Source organism: Streptomyces sp. NPDC057307, from assembly GCF_042667665.1.
Lineage (GTDB): Bacteria > Actinomycetota > Actinomycetes > Streptomycetales > Streptomycetaceae > Streptomyces.
On record NZ_JBHUZM010000003.1, the window covers coordinates 112,735 to 136,072 of the forward strand.

General features: G+C 70.7%; 18 protein-coding genes and 1 tRNA gene. 11 read left to right on the forward strand and 8 right to left on the reverse strand.

The genetic code is table 11. From position 1 onward, the window contains the following. Positions 1–3: 3 nt before the first annotated feature. The 3 genes from ACFUN8_RS02300 to ACFUN8_RS02310 form a co-directional block, all read right to left on the reverse strand. A complete protein-coding gene (locus ACFUN8_RS02300) occupies positions 4–195 on the reverse strand; it encodes a hypothetical protein (RefSeq protein WP_382560998.1) in 192 nt (63 codons plus the stop codon). Between the two features lie 260 nt (positions 196–455). Beyond that, positions 456–3,032 (reverse strand): ABC transporter permease, encoded by a 2,577-nt coding sequence (locus ACFUN8_RS02305; protein WP_383630246.1) that lies wholly within the window; start codon positions 3,030–3,032, stop codon positions 456–458. Beyond that, positions 3,029–3,817, reverse strand: a complete 789-nt coding sequence (locus tag ACFUN8_RS02310) for an ABC transporter ATP-binding protein (protein WP_383630248.1) — start codon at positions 3,815–3,817, stop codon at positions 3,029–3,031. Before ACFUN8_RS02310 ends, ACFUN8_RS02305 begins: the two co-directional genes overlap by 4 nt. A gap of 618 nt (positions 3,818–4,435) precedes the next feature. On the opposite strand from ACFUN8_RS02310, the gene ACFUN8_RS02315 reads away from it, so the two are divergent. Continuing rightward, positions 4,436–6,013 (forward strand): MDR family MFS transporter, encoded by a 1,578-nt coding sequence (locus ACFUN8_RS02315; RefSeq protein ID WP_383630322.1) that lies wholly within the window; start codon positions 4,436–4,438, stop codon positions 6,011–6,013. A gap of 29 nt (positions 6,014–6,042) precedes the next feature. Here ACFUN8_RS02315 and ACFUN8_RS02320 read toward each other — a convergent pair whose 3' ends face one another. The 3 genes from ACFUN8_RS02320 to ACFUN8_RS02330 all read right to left on the reverse strand — a co-directional run bounded on the left by ACFUN8_RS02320 (position 6,043) and on the right by ACFUN8_RS02330 (position 10,717). Further along, the gene (locus tag ACFUN8_RS02320) at positions 6,043–6,939 is read right to left on the reverse strand and encodes a cellulose-binding protein (protein WP_383630250.1); all 897 of its coding nucleotides are present in this window, start codon (positions 6,937–6,939) and stop codon (positions 6,043–6,045) included. Between the two features lie 272 nt (positions 6,940–7,211). Further along, positions 7,212–9,734: an SUKH-4 family immunity protein gene (locus ACFUN8_RS02325; RefSeq protein WP_383630252.1), complete on the reverse strand. Its 2,523-nt coding sequence runs from the start codon at positions 9,732–9,734 to the stop codon at positions 7,212–7,214. A 5-nt stretch (positions 9,735–9,739) separates the two neighbouring features. After that, positions 9,740–10,717 carry an SMI1/KNR4 family protein gene (locus ACFUN8_RS02330; RefSeq protein WP_383630254.1) on the reverse strand — a complete coding sequence of 326 codons (978 nt, stop codon included), beginning with the start codon at positions 10,715–10,717 and terminating at the stop codon, positions 9,740–9,742. 465 nt (positions 10,718–11,182) lie between these two features. On the opposite strand from ACFUN8_RS02330, the gene ACFUN8_RS02335 reads away from it, so the two are divergent. Further along, complete coding sequence (locus ACFUN8_RS02335) at positions 11,183–11,644, forward strand: YwqJ-related putative deaminase (protein ID WP_382561243.1); 462 nt, start codon at positions 11,183–11,185, stop codon at positions 11,642–11,644. Positions 11,645–11,652: 8 nt separating this feature from the next. Further along, positions 11,653–12,141, forward strand: a complete 489-nt coding sequence (locus ACFUN8_RS02340) for an SUKH-3 domain-containing protein (protein WP_383630256.1) — start codon at positions 11,653–11,655, stop codon at positions 12,139–12,141. A gap of 36 nt (positions 12,142–12,177) precedes the next feature. Here ACFUN8_RS02340 and ACFUN8_RS02345 read toward each other — a convergent pair whose 3' ends face one another. Further along, positions 12,178–13,521: a sensor histidine kinase gene (locus ACFUN8_RS02345; protein ID WP_383630258.1), complete on the reverse strand. Its 1,344-nt coding sequence runs from the start codon at positions 13,519–13,521 to the stop codon at positions 12,178–12,180. 165 nt (positions 13,522–13,686) lie between these two features. Between ACFUN8_RS02345 and ACFUN8_RS02350 the strand changes: the two genes are divergently transcribed. From ACFUN8_RS02350 to ACFUN8_RS02375, 6 genes are all read left to right on the forward strand, one after another. Then, positions 13,687–13,758 (forward strand) — tRNA-Gln (locus tag ACFUN8_RS02350). A 118-nt stretch (positions 13,759–13,876) separates the two neighbouring features. After that, positions 13,877–15,325: a bifunctional UDP-N-acetylglucosamine diphosphorylase/glucosamine-1-phosphate N-acetyltransferase GlmU gene (gene glmU / locus ACFUN8_RS02355; protein ID WP_383630260.1), complete on the forward strand. Its 1,449-nt coding sequence runs from the start codon at positions 13,877–13,879 to the stop codon at positions 15,323–15,325. A gap of 110 nt (positions 15,326–15,435) precedes the next feature. Further along, positions 15,436–16,413, forward strand: a complete 978-nt coding sequence (locus tag ACFUN8_RS02360; RefSeq protein ID WP_382561018.1) for a ribose-phosphate diphosphokinase — start codon at positions 15,436–15,438, stop codon at positions 16,411–16,413. A 234-nt stretch (positions 16,414–16,647) separates the two neighbouring features. Next, positions 16,648–17,238: a 50S ribosomal protein L25/general stress protein Ctc gene (locus ACFUN8_RS02365; protein ID WP_383630262.1), complete on the forward strand. Its 591-nt coding sequence runs from the start codon at positions 16,648–16,650 to the stop codon at positions 17,236–17,238. A 102-nt stretch (positions 17,239–17,340) separates the two neighbouring features. Beyond that, the gene (gene pth, locus ACFUN8_RS02370; RefSeq protein WP_383630264.1) at positions 17,341–17,937 is read left to right on the forward strand and encodes an aminoacyl-tRNA hydrolase; all 597 of its coding nucleotides are present in this window, start codon (positions 17,341–17,343) and stop codon (positions 17,935–17,937) included. Positions 17,938–18,002: 65 nt separating this feature from the next. Further along, positions 18,003–18,473, forward strand: coding sequence for a hypothetical protein (locus ACFUN8_RS02375; protein WP_383630265.1), 471 nt, complete (start codon positions 18,003–18,005; stop codon positions 18,471–18,473). 67 nt (positions 18,474–18,540) lie between these two features. On the opposite strand, the gene ppc is transcribed toward ACFUN8_RS02375, so the two are convergent. Further along, positions 18,541–21,318, reverse strand: coding sequence for a phosphoenolpyruvate carboxylase (ppc, locus tag ACFUN8_RS02380; protein WP_383630267.1), 2,778 nt, complete (start codon positions 21,316–21,318; stop codon positions 18,541–18,543). Positions 21,319–21,542: 224 nt separating this feature from the next. Between ppc and ACFUN8_RS02385 the strand changes: the two genes are divergently transcribed. Next, a complete protein-coding gene (locus ACFUN8_RS02385) occupies positions 21,543–22,562 on the forward strand; it encodes an acyl-CoA desaturase (protein WP_383630269.1) in 1,020 nt (339 codons plus the stop codon). Continuing rightward, positions 22,559–23,254 carry a TetR/AcrR family transcriptional regulator gene (locus ACFUN8_RS02390; RefSeq protein ID WP_031231272.1) on the forward strand — a complete coding sequence of 232 codons (696 nt, stop codon included), beginning with the start codon at positions 22,559–22,561 and terminating at the stop codon, positions 23,252–23,254. The genes ACFUN8_RS02385 and ACFUN8_RS02390 overlap by 4 nt, the downstream gene beginning before the upstream one ends. The last annotated feature ends 84 nt before the right edge of the window (positions 23,255–23,338 follow it).

Genomic DNA, 23,338 nt, shown 5'->3' on the forward strand with positions numbered 1-23,338 from the left:
GCCTCAGTCCCAGCCGTTGACAAGCTTGCTCGTGCCCACGACATCGCCGGCGGCCGGCGCGGAGGCGGCGGCGGCCCCCGCGGAGAGGGTCAGTGCGGCCGTACAGAAACCAAGGACGAGGGCGGTACGTGCGGTACGAGCGGTGCGCGAACGGGCCGTGATCTTCTTGGAGTTGCAGTGCGGTACACCGAGCACAATTCCCCCTGTTGAATCGTTCCGTCGGACCGGATCGCTTCCGGTGGGACGACGATGACAGCGGGTGTCTCGAAATGGGGGGCCGAGGCTTGTCAGCTTGCTGCATCTACGCGCGCAGCTTGTTGTCAGCACCCCCCTGACCAGGAACAACAAATTCCGCTCCGGTGAGCGTGGAGGACGCCCACCGGAGCCGAATTCACCTACGTTGGCCGACTATTGGCCATCGTCAGGGGCTGCCCCCGACCTGCGGACAGGAGGACCTAGTCCGTGGCGATCGCGTTCAGGACGTTCATCCGGCCGGCCCGGAAGGCCGGGACGAGCGCGGCGAACAGTCCCACGAAGGCCGAGGCCACGAACACCCCGATGATGGTCGGCCACGGGATCTCCAGGACCCCCAGCCCCTCCAGGGCGAGGAGTTGCTGTGCCGCCGTGCCCCAGCCCATGCCCAGACCGAGGCCGAGCAGCGCTCCGAAGAGGGCGATGACCACCGACTCCAGGCGGATCATGCGGCGCAGTTGACGGCGCGACAGGCCGATGGCCCGCAGCAGTCCGATCTCCCTGGTCCGCTCGACCACCGACAGCGCGAGGGTGTTCACCACTCCCAGCACCGCGACGATGATCGCCAGTCCGAGCAGGCCGTAGACGATGTTGAGCAACTGGCCGATCTGGTCCTTCAGATCCTGCTTGAAGTCCGTCTGGTCCTGGACCTTGTACTGCGGGTACGCCGCGAGCGAGTCCTTCAGCGCCGCGTACGCCTGCTTCTCCTTGCCGTCCTCGGCCGCCGCGAACATGATCACGTTCTTCGGCATCTTCTCCGCCGGCAGATACCGCGCGGCGGTCGCTATGGACATGTACTTGGCGTCCTTGTCCACCGACACGTCGTCGGAGGTGATCGCCGCGACCTTCAGCTCGGCGCTCTCACCGCCCTTGAACGCGACGGTCAGCTCGTCGCCGACCTTGACGTCGTGCTCCTTGGCGAAGATGTCGCCGACGGACATCGAGTCCTTGCCGTACGCGGCGGACAGCTCACCCGCGACGACCTCGCGGCGCAGATCCTGCGCGTACGTCGAGTCGGCGGCCGTCAGGTCCTCGTCGACGGTCTTCCCGTCGGGCGTGGTGACCTTGGCCTCGACGCTCTTGTACTCGGTGACGTGCGCGATGTCCGGGACCTTCTCCAGCGCCTTCTGGGCCTGCGGCACGATCGGCTGGCCGGTGCCGGACTGGATGATGAAGTCCGCGCCGACCGTCTTGTCCAGCTCGTCCGTCGCCGAGGCGACCATCGACGAACCGACCACCGACAGGCACGCCACCAGGGCCAGGCCGATCATCAGGGCCGCGCCCGTGGCTCCCGTACGCCGTGGGTTCCGCAGCGCGTTCCGCTCGGCCATCCGGCCGACGGGACCGAAGCCCCGCAGCACGACCGCGCTCAGGATCTTGACGAAGAAGCCGGCGAGCAGCGGGCCGATGACGACGAAGCCGATGAGGGTGAACACCACGCCCAGGCCGAGGAACAGGGAGCCCTCGCTCGCCTTCTCGGCCCCGGTGGAGACGAGGAGCGCGGCGACACCACCGGCGGTGAGGAGCAGGCCGATCGTGCCCCGGATCAGTCCGGCGCGGCCGTCGGCCGGCGTACCGGCGTCACGCAGCGCGGCCATCGGCGAGATCTTCCCGGCCCGGCGGGCCGGTATGTACGCGGCGAGGACGGTGACGATCACTCCGAGCGCCAGCCCGATCGCGGGGGTCGTCCACTTCACGGTGAGGTCCTGGGTGGACAGCTCCATGCCCATGGACGACATCAGCTTCATCAGGCCGACGGCGAGTCCGACGCCCGCGGCGACACCGGCGACAGAGCCGACGATGCCGAGCAGGACGGCCTCCAGCAGCACCGAGCGGTTGACCTGCTTGCGGCTGGACCCGATGGCCCGCATCAGGCCGATCTCCCGGGTCCGCTGGGCGACCAGCATGGAGAAGGTGTTGACGATCAGGAAGATGCCGACGAGGAAGGCGATCCCGGCGAAGCCGAGCATCGCGTACTTCATCACGTCGAGGAACGAGCCGACGCTGTCCCTGCTCGAATCCGCCATCTCCTTCTGCGTCTGGAGCTTGTACGTGCCCCCGAGCGACCCGGCGAGGTCGGCCTTCAGCCGGGCGTCGCTCACCCCCTGGTCGGCCACGACGTTGATCTGTGTGAACAGACCGGTCTCACCGAGGAGTCCGCGCTGGGCGGTCGCGGTGTCGAAGTAGACGATGGTGGCGCCGGGGTTGGTCACCTTGAAGGTGGCGATACCGGTGATCTTCGCCTTGAGGTCTCCGGTGACCACGATGGTGCGCAGCTCGTCGCCGAGCTTCAGGTCGTGCTTGTCGGCGGTGTCGGCGTCGATCATGACCTCGGTGGGGCCGCGCGGTGCGTGCCCGGAGGTGATCTCCATCGACTTGAGGTCGTTGTCGGTCCAGTTGCCCGCGAACGTCGGGGCGCCGCTGGACGCTCCCACGTTCTTGTTCTCGGAGTCGACGACCGTGACACTCATGCTGCTGACGGCGCCCTCGGCGGACTTCACGCCCGGCGACTTCTCGACGCGGCCGACGACGGAGGCCGGCAGCGACTCGGGCTTGCCGGTCTGTGACGGCGCCTCGTCGGCCGCCGCCGCGCCCTTGGGGCTGACGGTGACGTCGGAGGACGTCGCGGCGAAGAGCTTGTCGAAGGTGGTGTTCATGGTGTCGGTGAAGACGAGCGTCCCGGAGACGAACGCCACCGACAGCAGGACGGCGACGGCGGAGAGCGCCATGCGTCCCTTGTGCGCGAGGAAGTTGCGCAGCGAGGTCTTGACGACGGTCACGACGTCCGCCCCCGCGCGTCGAAGTTCTTCATACGGTCGAGGACCTGCTCGGCGGTCGGGTTGTACATCTCGTCCACGATCCGGCCGTCGGCGAGATACAGCACCCGGTCCGCGTAGGACGCGGCGACCGGGTCGTGCGTGACCATGACCATGGTCTGCCCCAGCTCGTCCACGGATCTGCGCAGGAAGCTCAGCACCTCGGCGCCGGCCCGCGAGTCCAGGTTTCCGGTCGGCTCGTCACCGAAGATGATCTCGGGCTGGGCGGCGAGCGCGCGGGCGACGGCCACGCGCTGCTGCTGACCGCCGGACAGCTGGTTGGGCCGGTGCTTGAGCCGGCCGGCGAGGCCGACGGTCTCCACGACCCGGTGGAGCCACTGCTTGTCGGGCTTGCGGCCCGCTATGTCCATGGGCAGCGTGATGTTCTCCAGGGCGTTGAGCGTCGGCAGCAGGTTGTACGCCTGGAAGATGAAGCCGATCCGGTCCCTGCGCAGCTGCGTGAGTTTCTTGTCCTTGAGCTTGGTGATCTCGGTCTCGTCGAGGTAGATCTCCCCCGAGGACACGGTGTCGAGCCCGGCGAGGCAGTGCATCAGCGTCGACTTGCCCGAGCCCGACGGGCCCATGATCGCGGTGAACTGCCCGCGGGCGATGTCCACATCGACCTGGTCGAGCGCGACGATCCGGGTCTCCCCGGAGCCGTAGGCCTTGACGACCTGCCGCGCTCGCGCGGCGACGGCCAAACGCCCTCCCGTGCCCCCGTGCTTGGGGATGGTTACAGCCGTTGTCACGGTAAGTCTCCTAAGTCCGTTGATATTCAGGCGTCATGAGGCCCGGTGCGCGCCTCGCGCCGTGTGTCGGTGTGGTGGTGATGCGATGGTCGTGCGGCGTTGCCGCGGTGCTCGTGCGGTGGTGGTGCGGTGTGGTGCGGTCCGGTGTGCGGCGTGGGGGCCTGGCCGGTTCTGACTTGATTCTGCTCGCCCGAGACCCCCCGGCGCGCTGGGGAAAGGCGCAGACTTCCCCTGTGGTTTTCCGCAGGATTTCCGGGGGTTAGCCCCCCCTCGGGCCCTGTCCCCCCTCGGGGCCCGCCCCCCTCGGGCCCCGTTCCCTCTCACCGACCGGCCCCCCGACCGGCCCCCCTGCGGTGTAAGACCAACTTAAAGAACAGGCCCCCCTCTTCTCCTCCTCCAGCGGGACGAACCGGCCCTGGCCGGAAGTAGGGAGAACCACCTAAGGGCTCTCCACCCTCAGGTGGACCGCGCCTGAGGGTTCGTCTCGGGGGACGAACTCCGCGCCCTGCCGCGGCGAAGGGTCAAGTGAGATGGTGTCCCAGGGAAATACCTGCATAGGGAAGGGATCCTGTGACCGCCATACCCGAGCCCCGCCGCGGTCCCGTCGTCGCCGCCCTGATGCTCGGCATGGCGCTGGCCGCGCTGGACGGCACGATCCTCTCCACCGCCGTCCCTCAGATCGTCGGAGACCTCGGCGGATTCTCCGTCTTCTCCTGGCTCTTCTCCGGCTATCTGCTCGCCGCGACGGTCACTCTCCCCGTGTACGGAAAACTCTCCGACACCTTCGGCCGCAAGCCCGTGCTGATCGCCGGCATCATCCTGTTCCTCATCGGCTCGGTCCTCTGCGCCACCGCGTGGAACATGGGGTCCCTGATCGCCTTCCGCGTCGTCCAGGGCCTCGGGGGCGGCGCGATCCAGGGCACGGTGCAGACCATCGCCGCCGACCTCTACCCGCTGAAGGAACGCCCCAAGATCCAGGCCAAGCTCTCCACCGTCTGGGCCACGTCCTCCATCGCGGGACCCGCCCTCGGCGGACTGCTCGCGGGCTACGCGGACTGGCGCTGGATCTTCGTGATCAACCTGCCGGTGGGCGCGCTCGCGCTCTACCTCACCGTCCGCCACCTGCACGAGCCCGGCCGCACACGCGACCGCGAGACCCGGGCCGCCGCCCGTACGAAACGGGGCCCCGGAACCGGCGCTCCGCCCCGCCCCCGTATCGACTGGGCCGGCGCACTCGCCGTCTTCGCCACCGGCACGCTCCTGGTCACCGCCCTCGTCCAGGGCGGAGTCGCCTGGCCCTGGCTCTCCGTCCCCTCGCTCGCGCTCCTCGCCGGCACCGCGCTCCTCGCCGTCGTGACGTTCCTCGTCGAACGGCGCGCGGCCGAGCCGATCATCCCCGGCTGGGTCTGGCGCCGCCGCCCCATCGCCGCCGTCAACCTCGCGCTCGGCGCGCTCGGGCTGCTGATGATCGCCCCGACCGTCTTCCTGCCGACGTACGCCCAGTCCGTTCTCGGCCTCGGCCCGATAGCCGCCGGCTTCGTCCTCTCCGCGATGACCCTGACCTGGCCCATCAGCGCGGCCCTCAGCGACCGCGTCTACAACCGCGTCGGCTTCCGCCGTACCGCGATCACCGGTATGTCCATCGCACTGCTGGTCCTGCTGGCCTTCCCCCTGCTGCCCTTCCCCGGCCAGGCGTGGCAGCCGGCGCTGCTGATGCTGGTGCTCGGCGCCGGGCTCGGGCTGTTCCAACTCCCGCTGATCATCGCCGTACAGGGGTCGGTCGGCTGGTCGGAGCGCGGTACGGCGACCGCGTCGATCCTCTTCTGCCGACAGCTCGGCCAGAGCGTGGGCGCCGCGCTCTTCGGAGCGCTGGCCAACGGCGTCCTCACCGACAAGCTCGCCGACGCGCCCGGCACCGGCCTCCCCGGCGACCTCGACTCCGTGGCGCACGCCCTGGACGACCCGGCGGCCCTCACCGACCGCGCGGCCGACTTCCTGCGCCGCGCGGTGGACTCGGCGGTCGACTCCGTCTTCCTCGGAGCGGCGCTGGCCGCCGCGCTCTGCCTGCTGGTGCTGCTCTTCGTGGCCCCGCGCCGCTTCCCCGTCCACCCGGACCCGGCACCCGACCCGGACCCCGCCCCGACCCCGGAGCCGCGGCCCCACAAGACGACCGGCCCCGCGGCGGACACCTCCTAGGACGGACGCTTCCTGAAGAGGACGGGAGCCTAGCTCTCCGCCTCCGCGGGCGCCCTGCCCGTCAGTGCCGCCAGGCTGTTGCGGACATGCGTCATCCGCGCCTGCACCTCCTCGCGGACCTCGGTGTGCTCCCGCAGGATCCGCTCCGTCTCCCGTACGGTCCGCTCCTCCGCCGCCCGCGCCTGCGCGATCAGCTCCTCCGCGCGCGCCGCCGCGTCCTCCTGAAGATGCCGCGCGTGCTCCTCCGCCTCCGCGAAGGCACGCCTCGCGTCCGCGAGTTGGGCGTCCGAGCGGGTCGCCAGCTCCGTCTGGTACGCCTCCGCCTCCGCCTCACGGGCCGTGAACTCCCGCGTCGTCGCCGCCAGTCGCTCCGCGTGCTCCCGCGACAACTCGGTCAGCAACGCCTCCGTACGCTGCCGGATCTCGTCGAAGCGGGCCACCGCCGCCCCACGCGCCTCCTCGGCATCCCGGCGCGCGGCCGTCCGCTGCGCGTCGGCCGCGCCCTGCGCGCCCTCCACGGTCCGCGTCGCGTACGCGTCCGCGTCGGCCGCCGCCCCCTCCGCGTGCGCCCGTGCCGCCTCGCGCGTACGGCGGACCGCCTCGGCCGCCTCGTCGTAGGTCGCCTGCGCGTCCTCCCGCGCGGTCGTACGCGCCCCGTCCGCCTCCTCGGCGACCAGGTCCAGGATCTTCCGGGCGCGCTCGCCCAGTGACTCGTACGTCTGCGGCGGCAGCGCCTCGACCTGCTGCCGCAGCAGCTCCGCCTCCAACTGAAGACGCTCGGCCAGAGCGGCGAGCCGCTGCTCCTGCGCCTCGGCGTCCTCGCGGTCCCTCGACAGCTCCGTGACCCGCCGGTCGACCTGCTCGGGGCGGTAACCACGGCCCCGGGCGGGGTCGAAGCCGTGAGCCGATGCCCGTGCAGCAGCCATTCCTGAAGCCTCTCTCCGACCTACGGTGACGAGACAGGCGTCCCTACGAAACGCCCCACCCGTCCATCCTGCTCAAGGATGCGGCATTTGACGCCGGGCGCCTGATTCCGCTTCCGTACCGATGACGCGGCCGACGCGTTCAAGCCATCTCCCTCCGCCGCCCGACCCGGCCACGGGAACGGGCGAGGCGCCCACCGTGATCCACGGGGGCGCCTCTTGAGCGGCTGTACGTGGCGGATCCCACCGCCCCGTCAGCACCTGTGCGGCCGTCGTCAGAGCAGCCCGTCCCACATCTGCTCCAGCAGCACCGACCACCAGCTCTCCGGCGACGACAGCGCCGCCGGATCGATCGCGGCGAGCTGAGCCTGGAAGTCGACCGTCCAACGGCCCGCCTGCTCCGGATTGAGGCCGAAACGCAGTCGCCACATGCGGCCGAGCAGTGCCATCGAGCGCGTGAACTCCGGCAGCCCGGTGTTCACGAACTGCGGCGGGACCGTCTGACCGCCCGGCCCCGTCTCGACCGACACGGCCATGATGTGCGCCGTGCCGTACTGGACGCAGATCGCCCGGCCGAAGTCGCTGCCCATCACCAGGTACGACCCCGCGTCCGCCGCCGGCTGCACCTGCCGCTGCGCGGCCAGCTCGGCCAGCGTCGGCACCACCGGCTGCGCGGGCTGCGCCCAGAAGAACGGGCCGAAATCGCCCGGCAGGCCCGCCCACACGAGCGTGCGCGCCACGATCTCCGGCACGCCCTGACGGGACACCGCCCGCTGGTCGAAGCGGCAGATGCCCTGCGGGCCGAACGCGCCCGCCAGCTCCTGCGCGATGGCCTCCGGCGGGACCGGCTGCGCGGGCGGCACCTGCGGCAGCGGCGCGCGGACCGGCGCCGGCCGTGCCGGACCGTCCGCGACCTGGTGCAACTCGCCCTGGTGGGTGAGCAGATGCTGCATGCCCTGCTGACGGCTGGAGTGGTCCCTGCCGTACGGGGCGACGCTGGTGATCCGCACCTGCGGCCAGGTCTCACGGATCATCCGCGCGCAGTAACCGCCGGGCAGCTCGCAGGACTCCAGCTCGGTGTGGAGTTCGAGCACCTGCTGCGGCGGCACGTTCATGGCGCGCAGCTCGTGCAGGAACTGCCACTCGGGGTGCGGGGTGCCGGGCGCCGAGCGGCGGATGAGCTGCGCCTCGGAGCCGTCGGGCGCGCGGTAGCGCAGCACGGCCTGGTAGCCGGGACCGACCGTCGGCAGGCCGCCGGCCTGCTGCGGATAGCCGTAGGTGCCCGGCGGGGCGCCGGGAGGCGCACCGGGAGGGCCTGGGGGCGGGCCGGGCGGGCGCGTGCCCGGGACACCGGGCGGCGGACCCGGTACGGCACCGGGCCCGGCCAGCATCGTCGCCGCGTGGTGGACGCCGGGCGGAGGCGTACCGGGGGCACCGGGCGGGCCGGGAGGACCCGGCGGCATCCCGGGAGCACCAGGCGCGCCGGGAGGACCCGGCTGACCGCCCTGACTCGGATCCGCGAACATCGTCGCCGCATGGTGCACACCACCGGACGGAGGCCCACCGGGCGCACCGGGCGGGCCGGGAGGACCCGGCGGCCGGGGGCCGGCCGCTGACGGGGACTGACCGCCCTGGCTCGGATCCGCGAACATCGTCGCCGCGTGATGCACACCACCGGACGGAGGCCCACCGGGCGCACCGGGCGGGCCCGGCGGGCCGGGAGGCTGCGGGCCGCCCGAACCGAGGTGCGGGGCGAACTGCGTCGGCTGATAACCACCGGCCGGAGCGCCGGGAGCACCCGGCCCGGACGGCTGGGCGCCAGGGGCGCCGGGCACACCGGGAGGACCGGGCGGTCCGGGAACCCCCGGCACACCGGGAGCACCGGGCGGCGGCGGAGCCGAAGCGCCGCCACGCGCGCCGCGCGGCGGCGCCGTCGCCTTGCTCGTCGCCGCGTCGGCGATGTCACCGGGACCGGATCCAGGAGCGGGGGCGGGACCGGGAGCACCCGGCACACCGGGAGCCGAAGGTGCCGAGCCGAGCCCCGGGGCCACCGTCGTACGCGGCAGATGGCTGCCGCCCGACATCAGCGCCGTCGGCGCCTCGGCCGCCAGACCGGGCGGCGGTGTGTCGTCGTCGTCCGCCCCGGACAGCGGCGGCGCGAAGACCGTCGCCGGAAGCCCCACGGAGACGTCCTCACCGGCGGCGTTGGTGTCCGTACCGGCCCAGGGCGTGGCCCCGGCCGGAGTGCTGCTGCTCTGCGACGCCGAGGCCGACGGCGAGGCCGCGGGAGCGGGCACGGAGGCACCCTGCCCGTATCCACCGCCTCCCAAGGAGCCCGAACCGGAACTCGATCCCGAAGCACCAGAACCCGAAGCGCCAGAACCCGACGCACCGGCACCCGAAGCGCCCGCACCCGGCGCCCCCGGACCACCCATCCTGTCCGCCGCGTCCTGCAGCCACTCCGGCGGCGTCAACAGGAAGGACGTCTGATTCAGATCGATACGCTGCGGGGCCTGCGGCGGCTCCTGGACCTGCGCCTGCGACCCGTACTCCTCCTCGTACCGCCGGATCACCTCACCCACCGGCAGCCCCGGCCACAGCGTCGCCTCACCGCTGTCCCTCGCGATCACCAGCCGCTGCAGCCCGCCGTCCGACCTCGGACCCTCCGCCCGGTCCTCCGCCCACACCACGAACCCCAGCTCGAACTCCCGCACCCGCACCTCACGGTGCTGATACGCGGGCATGTCGCCGTTGACCCACTCGTCCGCGCGTTCCTGCGCCTGAGCGAATGTCACCATCGCGCTCACCCCTCCACCGGGACGGCGCGGGCGAAGCCGCCGTCCACCATCAGGTTCGCCACCGTGTCCAGCTCCGGCGGATTGCCCGCCAGCCTCGTAAGGAAGGCGTCGAAGTCCTCACCACAGGGCAGCAGCAGGCGCTCCACCCGCTCCTGCACGCTCCAGCCGTCGCGGTCGCGTGCGTCGTCGTACGCGCAGAACCAGACCGAACCGGCCTGCTCGCCCCGTACCTTCACCGCCAGGATGCCGCCCTGGACGAACGCCACGCCCAGATAGTCCTTGGTCAGATGGTCCCGCAGACACTTGTTGGCGTACAACAGGTCGTTGACCGCCGCCTCTTCACGCACCGTGAAGAACGGCTGGTCCACCAGCAGCCCCAGCTCCGCGTCCAGCGCCGCGCCCACCGGGGCGCAGCCGCCCGCCGCCTTCAGGAAGGTGCGGTACGCGCCGGGCAGCCGGTAGCCGAGGTCCTCCTCCACACCGAGCAACTGCTGCTCGGTCACCGACACCGACCCCTTCGGCAGCCCGAAGTGCACCGGCCTCGTCTCCTGAAGAGGACGCGTCCCGCGCTTGTCGTGATCCACCAGCGTCGTCGCCAGCCCGCCGTGATGGCGAAGCAGCGCCTTGACCTCCACCGGCACCAGCAGCAGCCGGCGCGATCCCGGCGCGTGGTGCCAGGTCCAGCCGTGCGGAGTGGCCACGGCGGGGATCGTGTCCCACAGCTCGTGGCCGTCGGCGTGCAGCGCGGCGTTGGCGGACACGTAGTCCGTGAGCCGCAGTTCGTCGACACCGAAGCCCTCGGGAGGCTCGGCGATCTCGGCGGCGGCACGCGCGTACGGCGAGAAGTCCGGGTAGCCGTTGCCGTCCACCGGCACACCCCTGGGGTGGCGGGACGCCCGGACCGGGTCCGGGAATTGCACGACCTGCCCGGCGTAAGCCGCGTTCGGTGGCGCGGCTTGCTGCCCGAGCCGACCTGTCGTCATGGCGGATGCCCCCTGCTGGCTTCTGACTGGTTCGGCACAGCCTATGCGGTGGAGCAACAGGGGACGCCGCCCCTCCGCCCCGCCGCCGGCGCTCGCCGGGGCACCCGTTCGGGTACCGGTGACAACGGGTCACCCCAGGTCACGCAGCGACGACGCCACGCCCCGATACCGCCCCGGCTTCCCCACGACGTGTCACATTTGGCAGGCTGTCCCCCGCAACTCTGGGGATTGCGTGGGGATTGCGTAGGGAGGGACAGCGCTTTGCACACAGCACAACAGGACACATCGGGAGATCCCCGCCTCGGCTCGCCGGACCACCCGGGGAGACCGTCGGGGCGGCTCATCACGAACAGCGCCACCGACAGCGCCACGAACGGGGCCACGAACAACGCCGCGGACGGAACGGCCGGGCCCGCGGGCGGCACGACCGGCGGGACCACCACCGGAACCTCCGGAGACCCACGTCTGAGCTGGAGCAGCACCGAACCGCACCGCCCGCCCCCGCTCCGGCAGCGCCGCGACGGGATCCTGCCCGCCGTCGCCGCCGCGCTCTCCGTGCGTGGCGAAAATCTCACCTGCACCGCGGGCAAGGCCGACCAGCCGCCCGCCCTGCACCCCCTCGTACAGGACTTCCTGGACACCCTCACCAGCGGCCAGCGGGAACGATTCACCGGTCGCTGCCCCGAGGCCATCCTGCTCTCCCGGCATCTCACCGCCGTCGAGGGCGCCCGTTCCAAGCGGGCCCAGCGCAAGCCCCTCACCCATGGCGAGGCCCGCCGGTCCCTCAAGCACGGCAAACTCACCGCGCGCCGCATCCGCGAGGACGGCGACCCGCTCCACGGCAGTTACGCGCCGCCCTGCCGCTCCTGTTCGGCGATGCTCGCCCACTTCGGCGTACGCCCCGTCGACCCGACGCAGAACGGCTGACCGCCCCGATGCCCGACCTCACCACCACCCGCTTCCCCGTCGCCGTCGACGTCGCCCTGCGCGAGGCCGGCTGGCAGCCGGGCCGCTGGGACATGCGACAGGCCGAGGAGTGGGCGGACACGCTGCGCGCCCACATCACCCCGGCCGGACACGTGCACGCCGTGTTCGCGGCCGTCGTCGAGATCTGGGCGGAGTTCGGCGGGCTGACGGTGACCGGGCCCGGACCGGGGCGGCAGATCGCCCCGACGACCGTACGGTTCGACCCGCTCGCCGGTATCCACCTCGCCCGTACGCTCGGCGACCTCGGGCGCTCCCTGGACACGGAGATCAGCCCGATCGGCGAGGAGGGCGACAGCCAGGCCGTACTCGCCGTCGACGCCACGGGACGCGTCTACTCCATCGACCACACCGGCGACTGGTATCTGGGCCCGCACATCGACCACGCGCTCGCGGCGCTGGTGACGGGAGCGCAGCCGCAACGGCTCACATCCGACTGAGAGCCGGACAGGACCCGGAGCGGGACCCGGACAGGACTACGCGGCGGCCCGGTGCGGCAGCACCGCCGACACCCGGAAACCCCCCGCGTCCGTCTCCCCCGACACGAACACCCCGCCCAACGCGTGCACCCGCTCCCGCATCCCCACCAGCCCGTTGCCACCGCTGGGCAGCCCGGCGTCGGCCACGCCGTACGACGGGCCGTTCTCCACCTGCATCGCGACCTCGGCCTCGCGGTGCGCCAGCCGCACCATCACCTTCGACCCCGCCGCGTGCTTGTGCACATTCGTCAACGCCTCCTGCACCACGCGGTACGCGGTCTGCTCCACCTCCGGCGCGTACGCCCGCGACGCCCCCTGCACCGCCAGCTCCACCACCATCCCCGCGTCCCGCGACTGACCGACCAGCGTCTCGATGTCACCCATACCCGGCCCGGCCTCCGCGGCGGCGGCCGAGGCGGCCGCCGCGGCCGCGACACCCACCGACGCCAACGGCACCGTCGAACCGCCCACGCCCCCCGGCGCCACATCGGCCACCTTCCGCGCCGCCTGCTGCTCCCCGGCGCGCAGGACACCCAGCATCTCCCGCAGCTCCGTCAACGCCTGCCTCCCCATGTCCCCGACCAGCGCGGCGTTCTTCACGGCCTTCTGCGGATCCTTCAACGCCACCGCCTGCAACGCGGCGGCGTGCACCACCATCAGGCTCACCCGGTGCGCCACCACGTCGTGCATCTCACGCGCGATCCGCGTCCGCTCCTCCGTACGAGCCCACTCCGCCCGCTGCTCGGCCCGGTCCGCGAGCAGCGACAACTCCTGCTCCAGACTGTCGGCCCGCTCCCGCAGGCTCTCCATGAGCCGGCGCCTGGCCCCCACGTACAGACCCAGGAGCACCGGCGGCAACGAGATGCTCAGCGCCATGAAGACAGCGATCAGCGGGATGTACCAACGCGCGGAGTCGATGTCCACACCACTGACGTCCTGCCGCGTCCGTACGAAGACGACGATGAGCGTCCCCACGAGCGACATCCCGGCCAGCGCGCCGATGATGCGGCGGGGCGCGTCGGACGCGGCGAGCGAGTACAGCCCCACGATCCCGAGCAGCAGCCCCATCTCGGCCGGCGTGACGGCGACGGAGACGAGCACGACGGCCATCGGCAACCGCCGCCGCAACACCAGCACGGACCCGACCAGCACCCCGAAAACCACCCCGAGGGCCACCGGCAACTGAGCGCTGTCGGCGAACCGGATCCCCTCGAACGCACACTCCAGGGCGGACGCACCGGCCAGCCCCACGTCCAGCACGACGCTGCGCCGCCGTCTCCACCACCAGAACCCGCGGGTGGTCAATCCCTCGGCCTCCTCGTGTGCCCCCGTTGTGGTCATACCGTCCAGCCTACGGGCGCCCGCGACTCAATTTCCGGCGAGTACGAACAGCACGCGAACGGGTAGGGCGTCGATCTATGACGTCGCGGGGAAGGGGGTTGGTACGGCATAGTGTTGGCTGCTGATTCGGCCCGCTCGGCGCGATGTCCGTTTCGGTGCTTTTGATCCCCCGTGGTGTAATTGGCAGCACTGTGGCTTTTGGTGCCATCTGTCCAGGTTCGAGTCCTGGCGGGGGAGCAAGCAAGTTCGGGTCCTGACCTCTCCGGTCAGGACCCGCCTTCGTTTCCTTCCCGAAACCCCCCGGTATCCTGCGGATGTCAAGCACCCCAACCATCCGAAGCCGAAGGGCAATCCCGTGAGCGCCAATCGCCCGGCCGCCGTCGTCGTCCTCGCAGCGGGTGAGGGCACCCGCATGAAGTCGAAGACACCCAAGGTTCTGCACGAGATCTGCGGGCGCTCGCTCGTCGGTCATGTCGTCTCCGCCGCGCGGGAGCTGGAGCCCGAGCATCTCGTTGTCGTCGTCGGGCACGCCCGGGAGCTGGTCGAGGGGCATCTGGACGGGACGTACGCCGGTGTGCGCACCGCCTTCCAGGCCGAGCAGAACGGCACCGGGCACGCCGTCCGGATGGCCGTCGAGGAGTTGGGGCAGGCCCCCGACGGGACCGTCGTCGTCGTGTGCGGGGACACCCCGCTGCTGGCCGGCTCGACGCTCGCCGCGCTCGCCGCGCAGCACGAGAAGGACGGCAACGCCGTCACCGTGCTGACCGCCGAGGTGCCGGACGCGACCGGGTACGGGCGCATCGTGCGGGACGAGGCGAGCGGGGCCGTCACCGGGATCGTGGAGCACAAGGACGCGACGGACGAGCAGCGCGCGGTGCGGGAGATCAACTCCGGGGTGTTCGCGTTCGACGGCCGGTTGCTCACGGACGCGCTCGGCAAGGTCCGTACGGACAACAGCCAGGGCGAGGAGTATCTGACCGACGTCCTCGGCATCCTGCGCGAGGCGGGGCACCGCGTCGGCGCCTCCGTCGCGGCCGACCACCGGGAGATCCTGGGCATCAACAACCGCGTGCAGCTGGCCGAGGCCCGCCGGCTGCTGAACGAACGGCTGTTGGAGCGGGCGATGACCGCCGGTGTGACGGTGGTGGATCCGGGGTCGGTGCTGATCGATGTGACGGTGACGTACGAGCCGGACTCGATCGTGCATCCCGCGACGCAGCTGCTGGGTTCGACGCATCTGTCGGAGGGCGCCGAGGTCGGCCCCAACTCGCGTCTGACGGACACCTTCGTGGGCGTGGGCGCCCGTGTCGACAACACGGTGGCCGTCGACGCGGAGGTGGGCGAGGGGGCCTCGGTGGGCCCGTTCGCGTACTTGCGTCCCGGTACGAAGCTCGGTGTGAAGTCGAAGGCCGGGACGTTCGTGGAGATGAAGAAGGCGACGATCGGCGCCGGTTCGAAGGTGCCGCATCTGAGTTACGTGGGTGACGCGACGATCGGCGAGCAGACGAACATCGGTGCCGCGAGCGTGTTCGTGAACTACGACGGCGAGTCGAAGCACCACACGACGATCGGCTCACACTGCAAGACAGGTTCAGACAACATGTTTGTGGCGCCTGTCACTGTCGGGGACGGTGCTTACACCGCCGCGGGGTCGGTCATCACGAAGGACGTCCCGTCGGGTTCGCTGGCCGTCGCGCGGGGCCAGCAAAGGAATATCGAGGGTTGGGTGGCCCGTAAGCGGCCGGGCAGTGCCGCCGCGCAGGCCGCCGCCGCCGCGGCCGAGGAGCTGGCGCTCGAAAGCTGACCGGAAACAGGCGCCTCGTGCAGCGCGTACCGTGATAGATGCTCACGTTCGGCTGGCTCGCAGGGACGCGCGGGTGCAGCGGCAATCAACACGTCTGAGGAGACTGTGCTGTGACCGGGATCAAGACGACCGGCGAGAAGAAGCTGATGCTCTTTTCCGGCCGCGCCCACCCCGAGCTGGCCGAGGCGGTCGCCCATACGCTGGGTGTCGGGATAGTGCCGACCAAGGCTTTCGATTTCGCCAACGGTGAGATCTACGTGCGCTATCAGGAGTCCGCCCGCGGCGCGGACTGTTTTCTGATCCAGAGCCACACCGCTCCGATCAATAAGTGGATCATGGAGCAGTTGATCATGATCGATGCTCTGAAGCGGGCTTCCGCCCGGAGCATCACGGTGATCGTTCCCTTCTACGGATATGCCCGGCAGGACAAGAAGCACCGTGGCCGTGAGCCGATTTCGGCCCGTCTGGTCGCGGACCTGATGAAGACGGCCGGCGCGCACCGCATCCTGACCGTGGATCTCCACACGGACCAGATCCAGGGCTTCTTCGACGGTCCGGTGGACCATCTGTTCGCGCTGCCGATCCTGGCGGACTACGTGGCGACGAAGGTCGACCGTTCGAAGCTGACGGTGGTCTCGCCGGACGCCGGGCGGGTACGGGTGGCGGACCGCTGGTGCGACCGGCTGGACGCGCCGCTGGCGATCGTGCACAAGCGCCGTGACAAGGATGTCGCCAACGAGGTGACGGTCCATGAGGTCGTGGGCAATGTGGCCGGCCGGGTGTGTGTCCTGGTGGACGACATGATCGACACGGGTGGCACGATCTGCGCCGCCGCGGACGCGCTGTTCGCGCACGGCGCCGAGGACGTCATCGTGACGGCGACGCACGGTGTGCTGTCGGGCCCGGCCGGGGACCGGCTGAAGAACTCGAAGGTGAGCGAGTTCATCTTCACGGACACGCTTCCGGATCCGGGCAATCTGGAGATGGACAAGATCACGGTCCTGTCGATCGCGCCGACGATCGCGCGCGCGGTGCGTGAGGTGTTCGAGGACGGTTCGGTGACCAGCCTCTTCGACGAGCAGGCGTAGTCAGGCGCAGTCAGAAATAGTCAAAGGCGCAGTACGCGGGTCCACGCACGGATCCGAAGATCGATTTCTGGGCGGCCTTCCCGCCGGGTAGACTCACGGAGTTGCTCGGCGAGGGAGGCCGCTTTCATTCGCGGCCGTCCGTTATCGACGCGCTCTTCGTAGCAGGCCGCCTGTCGTGGCCGGGTGACCAGAAGTTCCGTCGTCACCTATGTGTCATCTACGAGGAGTGCAGTCATGGCTGAGGTCAAGATCACCGCTGAGGTCCGTTCCGAGTTCGGCAAGGGCGCCGCCCGCCGTACCCGTCGTGAGAACAAGGTTCCCGCGGTCATCTACGGTCACGGCGCCGAGCCCGTTCACGTGTCCCTGCCGGGCCACGACCTGATGATGGCGCTCAAGACGGCCAACGCGCTGCTGAGCATCGACATCGAGGGCCGCAAGGAGCTGGTGATCCCCAAGGCCGTCCAGCGTGACGCGCTCAAGGGCTTCATCAAGCACGTCGACCTGCTCGCGGTGAAGCTCGGCGAGAAGGTCACGGTCGAGGTCGCGGTGCACACCGAGGGCGAGCTGGCCCCGGGCCCGTTCCTCCTGGAGAACGTGCTGAGCACCCTGACCGTCGAGGCCGAGGCCACGCACATCCCCGAGTCCGTCACGGTCTCCGTCGAGGGCCTGGAGGCCGGTGCCTCCATCGTCGCGAAGGACGTCCCGCTGCCCGAGGGCACGACGCTGGTGACCGACGAGGACGCGGTCGTCATCCAGGTCCTGGCCGCGCAGGCCGAGGAGCCGGCGGCCGACGACGCCTCCGACGAGGCCGCCGCCGAGGTCTGAGCCTCGGCCGGAACCTGACGAACGCTTTGCCCGACGGGGTGGCGGGCCGGTGCCCGCCACCCCGTCGTTCTTCCTTCTTCGTCCTGAGGAGACGCAGCGCAGATGACGACCGATGTCACCGCCCCGTGGCTGATCGTGGGCCTGGGCAATCCCGGTCCCGGTTACGCGGCCAACCGCCACAACGTGGGTTTCATGGTGGCCGATCTCCTCGCGGGCCGGATCGGCGGCTCGTTCAAACGTGCGCAGAAGGCCCAGGCGCAGGTCCTGGAGGGCCGGGTGGGGCCGATGGGTCCCGGCAGCCGGCGGGTGGTGCTGGCGAAGCCGCTGTCGTTCATGAATCTGTCCGGGGGGCCGGTCGCCGGGCTGCGGGACTTCTACAAGGTGCCGACGGCCAACATCGTGGCGATCCATGACGAGTTGGACATCGACTACGGCACGCTGCGGCTGAAGCTGGGTGGCGGGGACAACGGTCACAACGGGCTGAAGTCGATGACGAAGTCGATGGGCCCCGAGTACCACCGCGTCCGGTTCGGCATCGGCCGGCCGCCGGGGCGGATGCAGGTGGCCGACTTCGTACTGAAGGACTTCTCCTCCGTGGAGCGCAAGGAGCTGGACTTCCTCGTGGACCGTGCGGCGGACGCCGTGGAGTGTCTGGTGACGGAGGGCCTGGAGCGGGCGCAGAGCGCGTACAACTCCTGACAACAACGACCATTCGTCAGCCACAAGTTGACCGACCGCGTCCGGATGGCCAAGGATCGCGGTCCATGAAGCCGAGCTCGTCGCAACTGGCCCTGTCGGTGGGCCGTCGTGCCGCGATGGCGTTCGTCGCCGCGCTGCTGCTCGCCGCGGGTTTCTGGACGTCCTGGGGTACGGCGCAGCATGTGCTGCTCTCCAAGGGCCGCGAGCACGGGACGCTGTCGGTCACGGAGTGCGGCGACACGTCGTGCACGGGTACGTACGATCCCGAGGGCCCGCCCGCGCCCCGCGCCGGGGCGCCCATCGAGCGGTCGGTGGCGGTGAAGAAGGGCCAGGACTACGAGGTGGTGCTGAAGCCCGGTACGGACGAGCTGGTCCGCGCGGGCTCCTCCGGCGCGCTGCTCGCGTGGGTGCCGCTCGGTGGTGCGCTGCTGCTGGCGGCGCCGGTGGTCGGCGGCGGGCTGCGGCTGACGCGTACGGCGTGGGGTCTGGCGCTGGCGGGCGCGGCGCTGCTGGCGGCGGCGTTCTTCGCGCTCTGACACCGGTCACGGAAGCGCCGGACGAGCCGCGATCGGCCCGTCCGGCGCCCCTGGGACCTGCCCGAGGTCAGCCCGTGTTGCGCAACCCCGCCGCCACCCCGTTCACCGTGAGCAGCAGCGCCCGCGCGAGCAGCGGGTCCGGTGCCTCCTCGCGGGCCGCCGCCGCGCGCTGGCGCGCGAGGAGCGAGACCTGGAGGTACGAGATCGGGTCGAGGTAGGCGTCGCGGATGGCGAACGTCTGCCGCAGCACCGGGTTGGAGCCCAGCAGCTTCTCGCTGCCGGTGATCCGCAGGACTTCCTGCACCGTGAGCGCGTGCTCGGCCTCGATGGCGGTGAAGACGTGCTTCAGCTCGTCGGGCACGAGGGTGTCGACGTAGTGCCTGGCGATCCGCAGGTCGGTCTTGGCGAGGGTCATCTCGACGTTGGAGAGGAAGTTCTGGAAGAAGTGCCAGTGTTCGTGCATCTCGTCCAGGACCGGGTCGAGACCCGACTCGCGCAGTGCCTTGAGGCCGGAGCCGACCCCGTACCAGCCGGGGACGATCTGCCGGGACTGTGTCCAGCCGAAGACCCACGGAATGGCGCGGAGCCCGTCGAGTCCGGCGCCGGAGTCCGGGCGCCGGGAGGGGCGTGAGCCGAGGTGCAGGTCGGCGAGCTGGTCGACGGGCGTCGCCGCGAAGAAGTACGCGGGCAGGTCCGGGTCTTCGACGAGCTTGCGGTACGCGCCGTGGGCCGCGTCCGACACGGTGTCCATCGCGGCGTCCCAGCGCGCCAGCGCCTCGTCGGACTGGCGGGGCGCGGTGTGCAGCGCGGACGCCTGGAGGGTGGCGGCGACGGTCAGTTCCAGGTTCTCCCTGGCGAGGGCGGGGATCAGGTACTTGTCGGAGATGACCTCGCCCTGCTCGGTCACCTTGATCTCGCCCTCCAGGGTGCCCCAGGGCTGGGCGAGGATCGCGTCGTGCGAGGGGCCGCCGCCGCGGCCGACGGTGCCGCCGCGGCCGTGGAAGAGGCGGAGGCGGACGCCGTAGCGGTGTGCGACGTCGCGGAGCCGGCGCTGGGCGCGGTGGATCTCCCACTGGCTGGTGGTGATGCCGCCGAACTTGGAGGAGTCGGAGTAGCCGAGCATGACCTCCTGGACGTCGCCGCGCAGGGAGACGAGCCGTCGGTAGGAGGGGTCGGCCAGCATCTCGTCGAGGATGATGTCGGCGGCGCGCAGCTCGTCGGTGGTCTCCAGGAGCGGCACGATGCCGATCTTGGCCCAGCCGGAGTGCAGGTCGAGCAGTCCGGCCTCGCGGGCGAGGACGGCGGCGGCGAAGACGTCGTCGGCGCCCTGGCACATCGAGATGATGTAGGACTCGATGACCTCGGGGCCGAAGCGCTCGAAGGCCTGCTTGACGGTGTGGAAGACGCCGAGGGTCTTCTCTCCCGCGGCGTCCAGCGGGGCCGGGGTGGGGGCGAGGGGGCGGCGGGAGCGCAGCTCCTTGGCGAGGAGCTTCTGCCGGTACTCGCGCGGCATGTCCGCGTACCGCCAGGATTCCTCGCCGAGGCGGTCGAAGAGCTGGCCGAGCGCGTGGTGGTGGGCGTCGGCGTGTTCGCGTACGTCCATGGTGGCGAGCTGCAGCCCGAACGCGGCGAGTGTGCGGATGGTGCGGTCCATGCGGCCGTCGGCGAAGAGTCCGCCGCGGTGGGCGCGCAGGGAGGTCTGGATGAGGGTGAGGTCGTCCAGGAGCTGCGAGGTGCCGAGGTAGTCGCGGCCGCCGCTGTGCGGGGTGCCCTTGGCCAGGCGCTCGCGGGTGTTGACGAGCTTCTGCCGGATGCAGGTGGCCTTGAGGCGGTAGGGCTCCTCCGCGTTGAGGCGCTTGTAGCGGGGGCTGATCTCGGGGAGGCGGTCCAGGTCGGTGGCGAGCGAGTCCAGGAGTTCCTGGGTGGCGCCGGCGTACCGGATGGAGTTGGAGAGCTGGCCGCGCAGCTGGTCGATGAGTTCGAGCGCGTCGGTGATGCCGTGTTCGTGCTGGAGGATCAGCACTTCCCAGGTGACGGCGGGGGTGACGTTGGGGTTGCCGTCGCGGTCGCCGCCGATCCAGGTGCCGAAGCTGAGGGGGCGGGTGCCGGGGGGCAGCTCGACGCCGACGCGCTCCAGTTCGGCGACGAGGTCCTCAAGGACGTCGCCGACGGCTTCGGCGTGCAGTTCGTCGAGGTAGTAGATGGCGTTGCGGGCCTCGTCGGCGGGTTCGGGCCGTACGACGCGCAGCTCGTCGGTCTGCCAGATGAGGTCGATGGACTCGGCGAGCCGCAGGTCGTGGCGGCGCCGGTCGGCGGCGATGACCGGGACTTCGAGGAGTTCGGCGATGCGGCGGAGCTTGTTCAGTACGGAGCGGCGCGCGGCCTCGGTGGGGTGCGCGGTGAAGACGGGTCGGACGCTGAGGTTCTTGACCGTGGCACGCAGGTGCTCGGGGTCGGCGTCCTTGAGCCGGTCGGCGGTACGGGCGAGGAGCCCGCCCTCGGCGGCGCGGCGCTCGCGCATCTCGCGGCCTCGGTGGACCTGCTCGGTGACGTTGGCGAGGTGGAAGTAGGTGGAGAAGGCGCGGACGAGCTTCGCGGCGGTCTCCAGGTCGGTGTCGCCGAGCAGCGTGGCGGCTGCTTCGCCGTCCTCGCGGGTGAGGGCGCGGACACGCTCGACGAGGTCGAGGAGTTCGGGGCCCTCCTGGCGTACGAGGGTTTCGCCGAGGAGGTCGCCGAGCCGGCGGATGTCGGAGCGCAGCTCCACATTGGCGGTCGCGGCGCCCTCGGTCACGGTGCCCTGGGCTACGGCGCCCTCGGCGGTCGGGGTCTGGTCGGCACTGCTCACAGGTGCGGCTCCTTGCAGTGTTCGAGCACGTCGGGAGAGGAAGTTCTGGAGAGATTGTTCGACCGGACCGCGCTGTCCGACGTCACAAGGATAGGTGGCCTTCGCGCGTCGTTATCCACAGGCCCCTTGTCGCGTGCCTTCTCGCTGCCATACTTACGTTGCCGTAAGTTACGCGCCCGTAAACGGGCAGAATGCCGCATTCCACATCCCCAGGGGACACACCCATGTCGACAAGCCCTGACGTTCTCGGCGACTCCTCCCAGGCCCAGCCTGCGCCGGACGGTTCCTCCCTCCTCGCCGACCCCTCCGCGCCCTCCGCTCCTTCCGCCACGCTCGGCGGGGAGAGCAAGCGCTCGCTGGAGCAGATCACGCTGCTCCTGTTCATCGTCGTCCCGTTCATCGCCCTGCTCGGCGCCGTTCCGCTGGTCTGGGGATGGGGCGTGAGCTGGCTCGATCTGGGGCTGCTCGTGGCGATGTATTTCATCGGCTGCCACGGCATCACGGTCGGCTTCCACCGGTACTTCACGCACAGCTCGTTCAAGGCGAGGCGCCCGCTGCGGATCGCGCTGGCCGTGGCGGGTTCGATGGCCGTGGAGGGTCCGGTGGTCCGCTGGGTCGCCGATCACCGTAAGCACCACAAGTTCTCGGACGCGGAGGGCGACCCGCACTCGCCGTGGCGGTTCGGCGAGTCGCTTCCCGCGCTGCTGAAGGGCCTGTGGTGGGCGCACATCGGCTGGCTCTTCGACGAGGAGCAGACGCCGCAGCAGAAGTACGCGCCGGATCTGATCAAGGACCCGGCGATCCGGCGGGTCTCGCGGCAGTTCCTGCTGTGGGCGTTCGTGTCGCTGGCGATCCCGCCGCTGGTCGGCGGGCTGGTGACGATGTCGTGGTGGGGCGCGTTCACGGCGTTCTTCTGGGGCTCGCTGGTACGGGTGGCGCTGCTGCACCACGTGACGTGGTCGATCAACTCGATCTGCCACGCGGTGGGCAAGCGGCCCTTCAAGTCCCGTGACCGGTCAGGCAATGTGTGGTGGCTGGCGGTCTTGTCCTGTGGCGAGTCATGGCACAACCTGCACCATGCGGACCCGACGAGCGCCCGGCACGGTGTGCTGCGAGGTCAGATCGACTCCAGCGCCCGTCTTATTCGGTGGTTCGAGGCGTTCGGCTGGGTGCACAGTGTGCGCTGGCCCGACGCCGGACGGCTGGAAGCCCGACGGAAAATTGACCATCCCAACGCGGCATGATTGGCAACGTGGCGATCGACGGCGGTAAGAGCGACACCGACAAGAGCCGGACCACCTCTGGCGCGCCCCGGCGCTCCCGCCGGGTCCGGATGACGGGCAAGGAGCGTCGCGAGCAACTGCTGGACATCGGCCGCACCCTGTTCGCCGAGAAGGGCTACGAGGGCACGTCGGTGGAGGAGATCGCGTCGAAGGCGGGCGTCTCCAAGCCGGTGGTGTACGAGCACTTCGGCGGCAAGGAGGGGCTGTACGCGGTCGTGGTCGACCGCGAGATGCGCCAACTGCTCGACATGGTGACGAGTTCTCTTACGGCCGGCCATCCGCGCGAGCTGTGCGAGCAGGCGGCGTTCGCGCTCCTCGACTACATCGAGGAGTACACGGACGGTTTCCGTATCCTGGTCCGCGATTCGCCGGTGGCGCAGTCGACCGGCACGTTCGCGTCGCTGATCAGCGACATCGCCACGCAGGTCGAGGACATCCTCGGCATGGAGTTCAAGGCCCGCGGTTTCGACCCGAAGCTGGCCCCGCTGTACGCGCACGCCCTGGTGGGCATGGTGGCGCTGACGGGCCAGTGGTGGGTGGACACCCGCCGCCCGAAGAAGAACGAGGTGGCGGCGCATCTGGTGAATCTGGCGTGGCACGGGCTGGGCAATCTGGAGGCCAAGCCGCGGCTCATAGGCCATCGCAAGGTCTGAGAGCGAGCCGGGCCGGGGGGCCCGTGGTCGGTACCGCCGGGGCGCCACGTTCGCGTGGCGCCCCGGTTTTCTGTCGCCGCCCGG

Excerpts from the sequence above, each read along its gene's own strand:
- ACFUN8_RS02340 (WP_383630256.1), top strand. The coding sequence starts at position 11,653 with ATGCCCGACCTCACCACCACCCGCTTCCCCGTCGCCGTCGACGTCGCC.
- ACFUN8_RS02365 (WP_383630262.1), top strand. The coding sequence starts at position 16,648 with ATGGCTGAGGTCAAGATCACCGCTGAGGTCCGTTCCGAGTTCGGCAAG.
- ACFUN8_RS02390 (WP_031231272.1), top strand. The coding sequence starts at position 22,559 with ATGATTGGCAACGTGGCGATCGACGGCGGTAAGAGCGACACCGACAAG.
- ACFUN8_RS02315 (WP_383630322.1), top strand. The coding sequence starts at position 4,436 with ATGCTCGGCATGGCGCTGGCCGCGCTGGACGGCACGATCCTCTCCACC.
- ACFUN8_RS02375 (WP_383630265.1), top strand. The coding sequence starts at position 18,003 with ATGAAGCCGAGCTCGTCGCAACTGGCCCTGTCGGTGGGCCGTCGTGCC.
- ACFUN8_RS02385 (WP_383630269.1), top strand. The coding sequence starts at position 21,543 with ATGTCGACAAGCCCTGACGTTCTCGGCGACTCCTCCCAGGCCCAGCCT.
- ACFUN8_RS02345 (WP_383630258.1), bottom strand. The coding sequence starts at position 13,521 with ATGACCACAACGGGGGCACACGAGGAGGCCGAGGGATTGACCACCCGC.
- ACFUN8_RS02325 (WP_383630252.1), bottom strand. The coding sequence starts at position 9,734 with ATGGTGACATTCGCTCAGGCGCAGGAACGCGCGGACGAGTGGGTCAAC.
- ACFUN8_RS02330 (WP_383630254.1), bottom strand. The coding sequence starts at position 10,717 with ATGACGACAGGTCGGCTCGGGCAGCAAGCCGCGCCACCGAACGCGGCT.
- ACFUN8_RS02320 (WP_383630250.1), bottom strand. The coding sequence starts at position 6,939 with ATGGCTGCTGCACGGGCATCGGCTCACGGCTTCGACCCCGCCCGGGGC.
- pth (WP_383630264.1), top strand. The coding sequence starts at position 17,341 with ATGACGACCGATGTCACCGCCCCGTGGCTGATCGTGGGCCTGGGCAAT.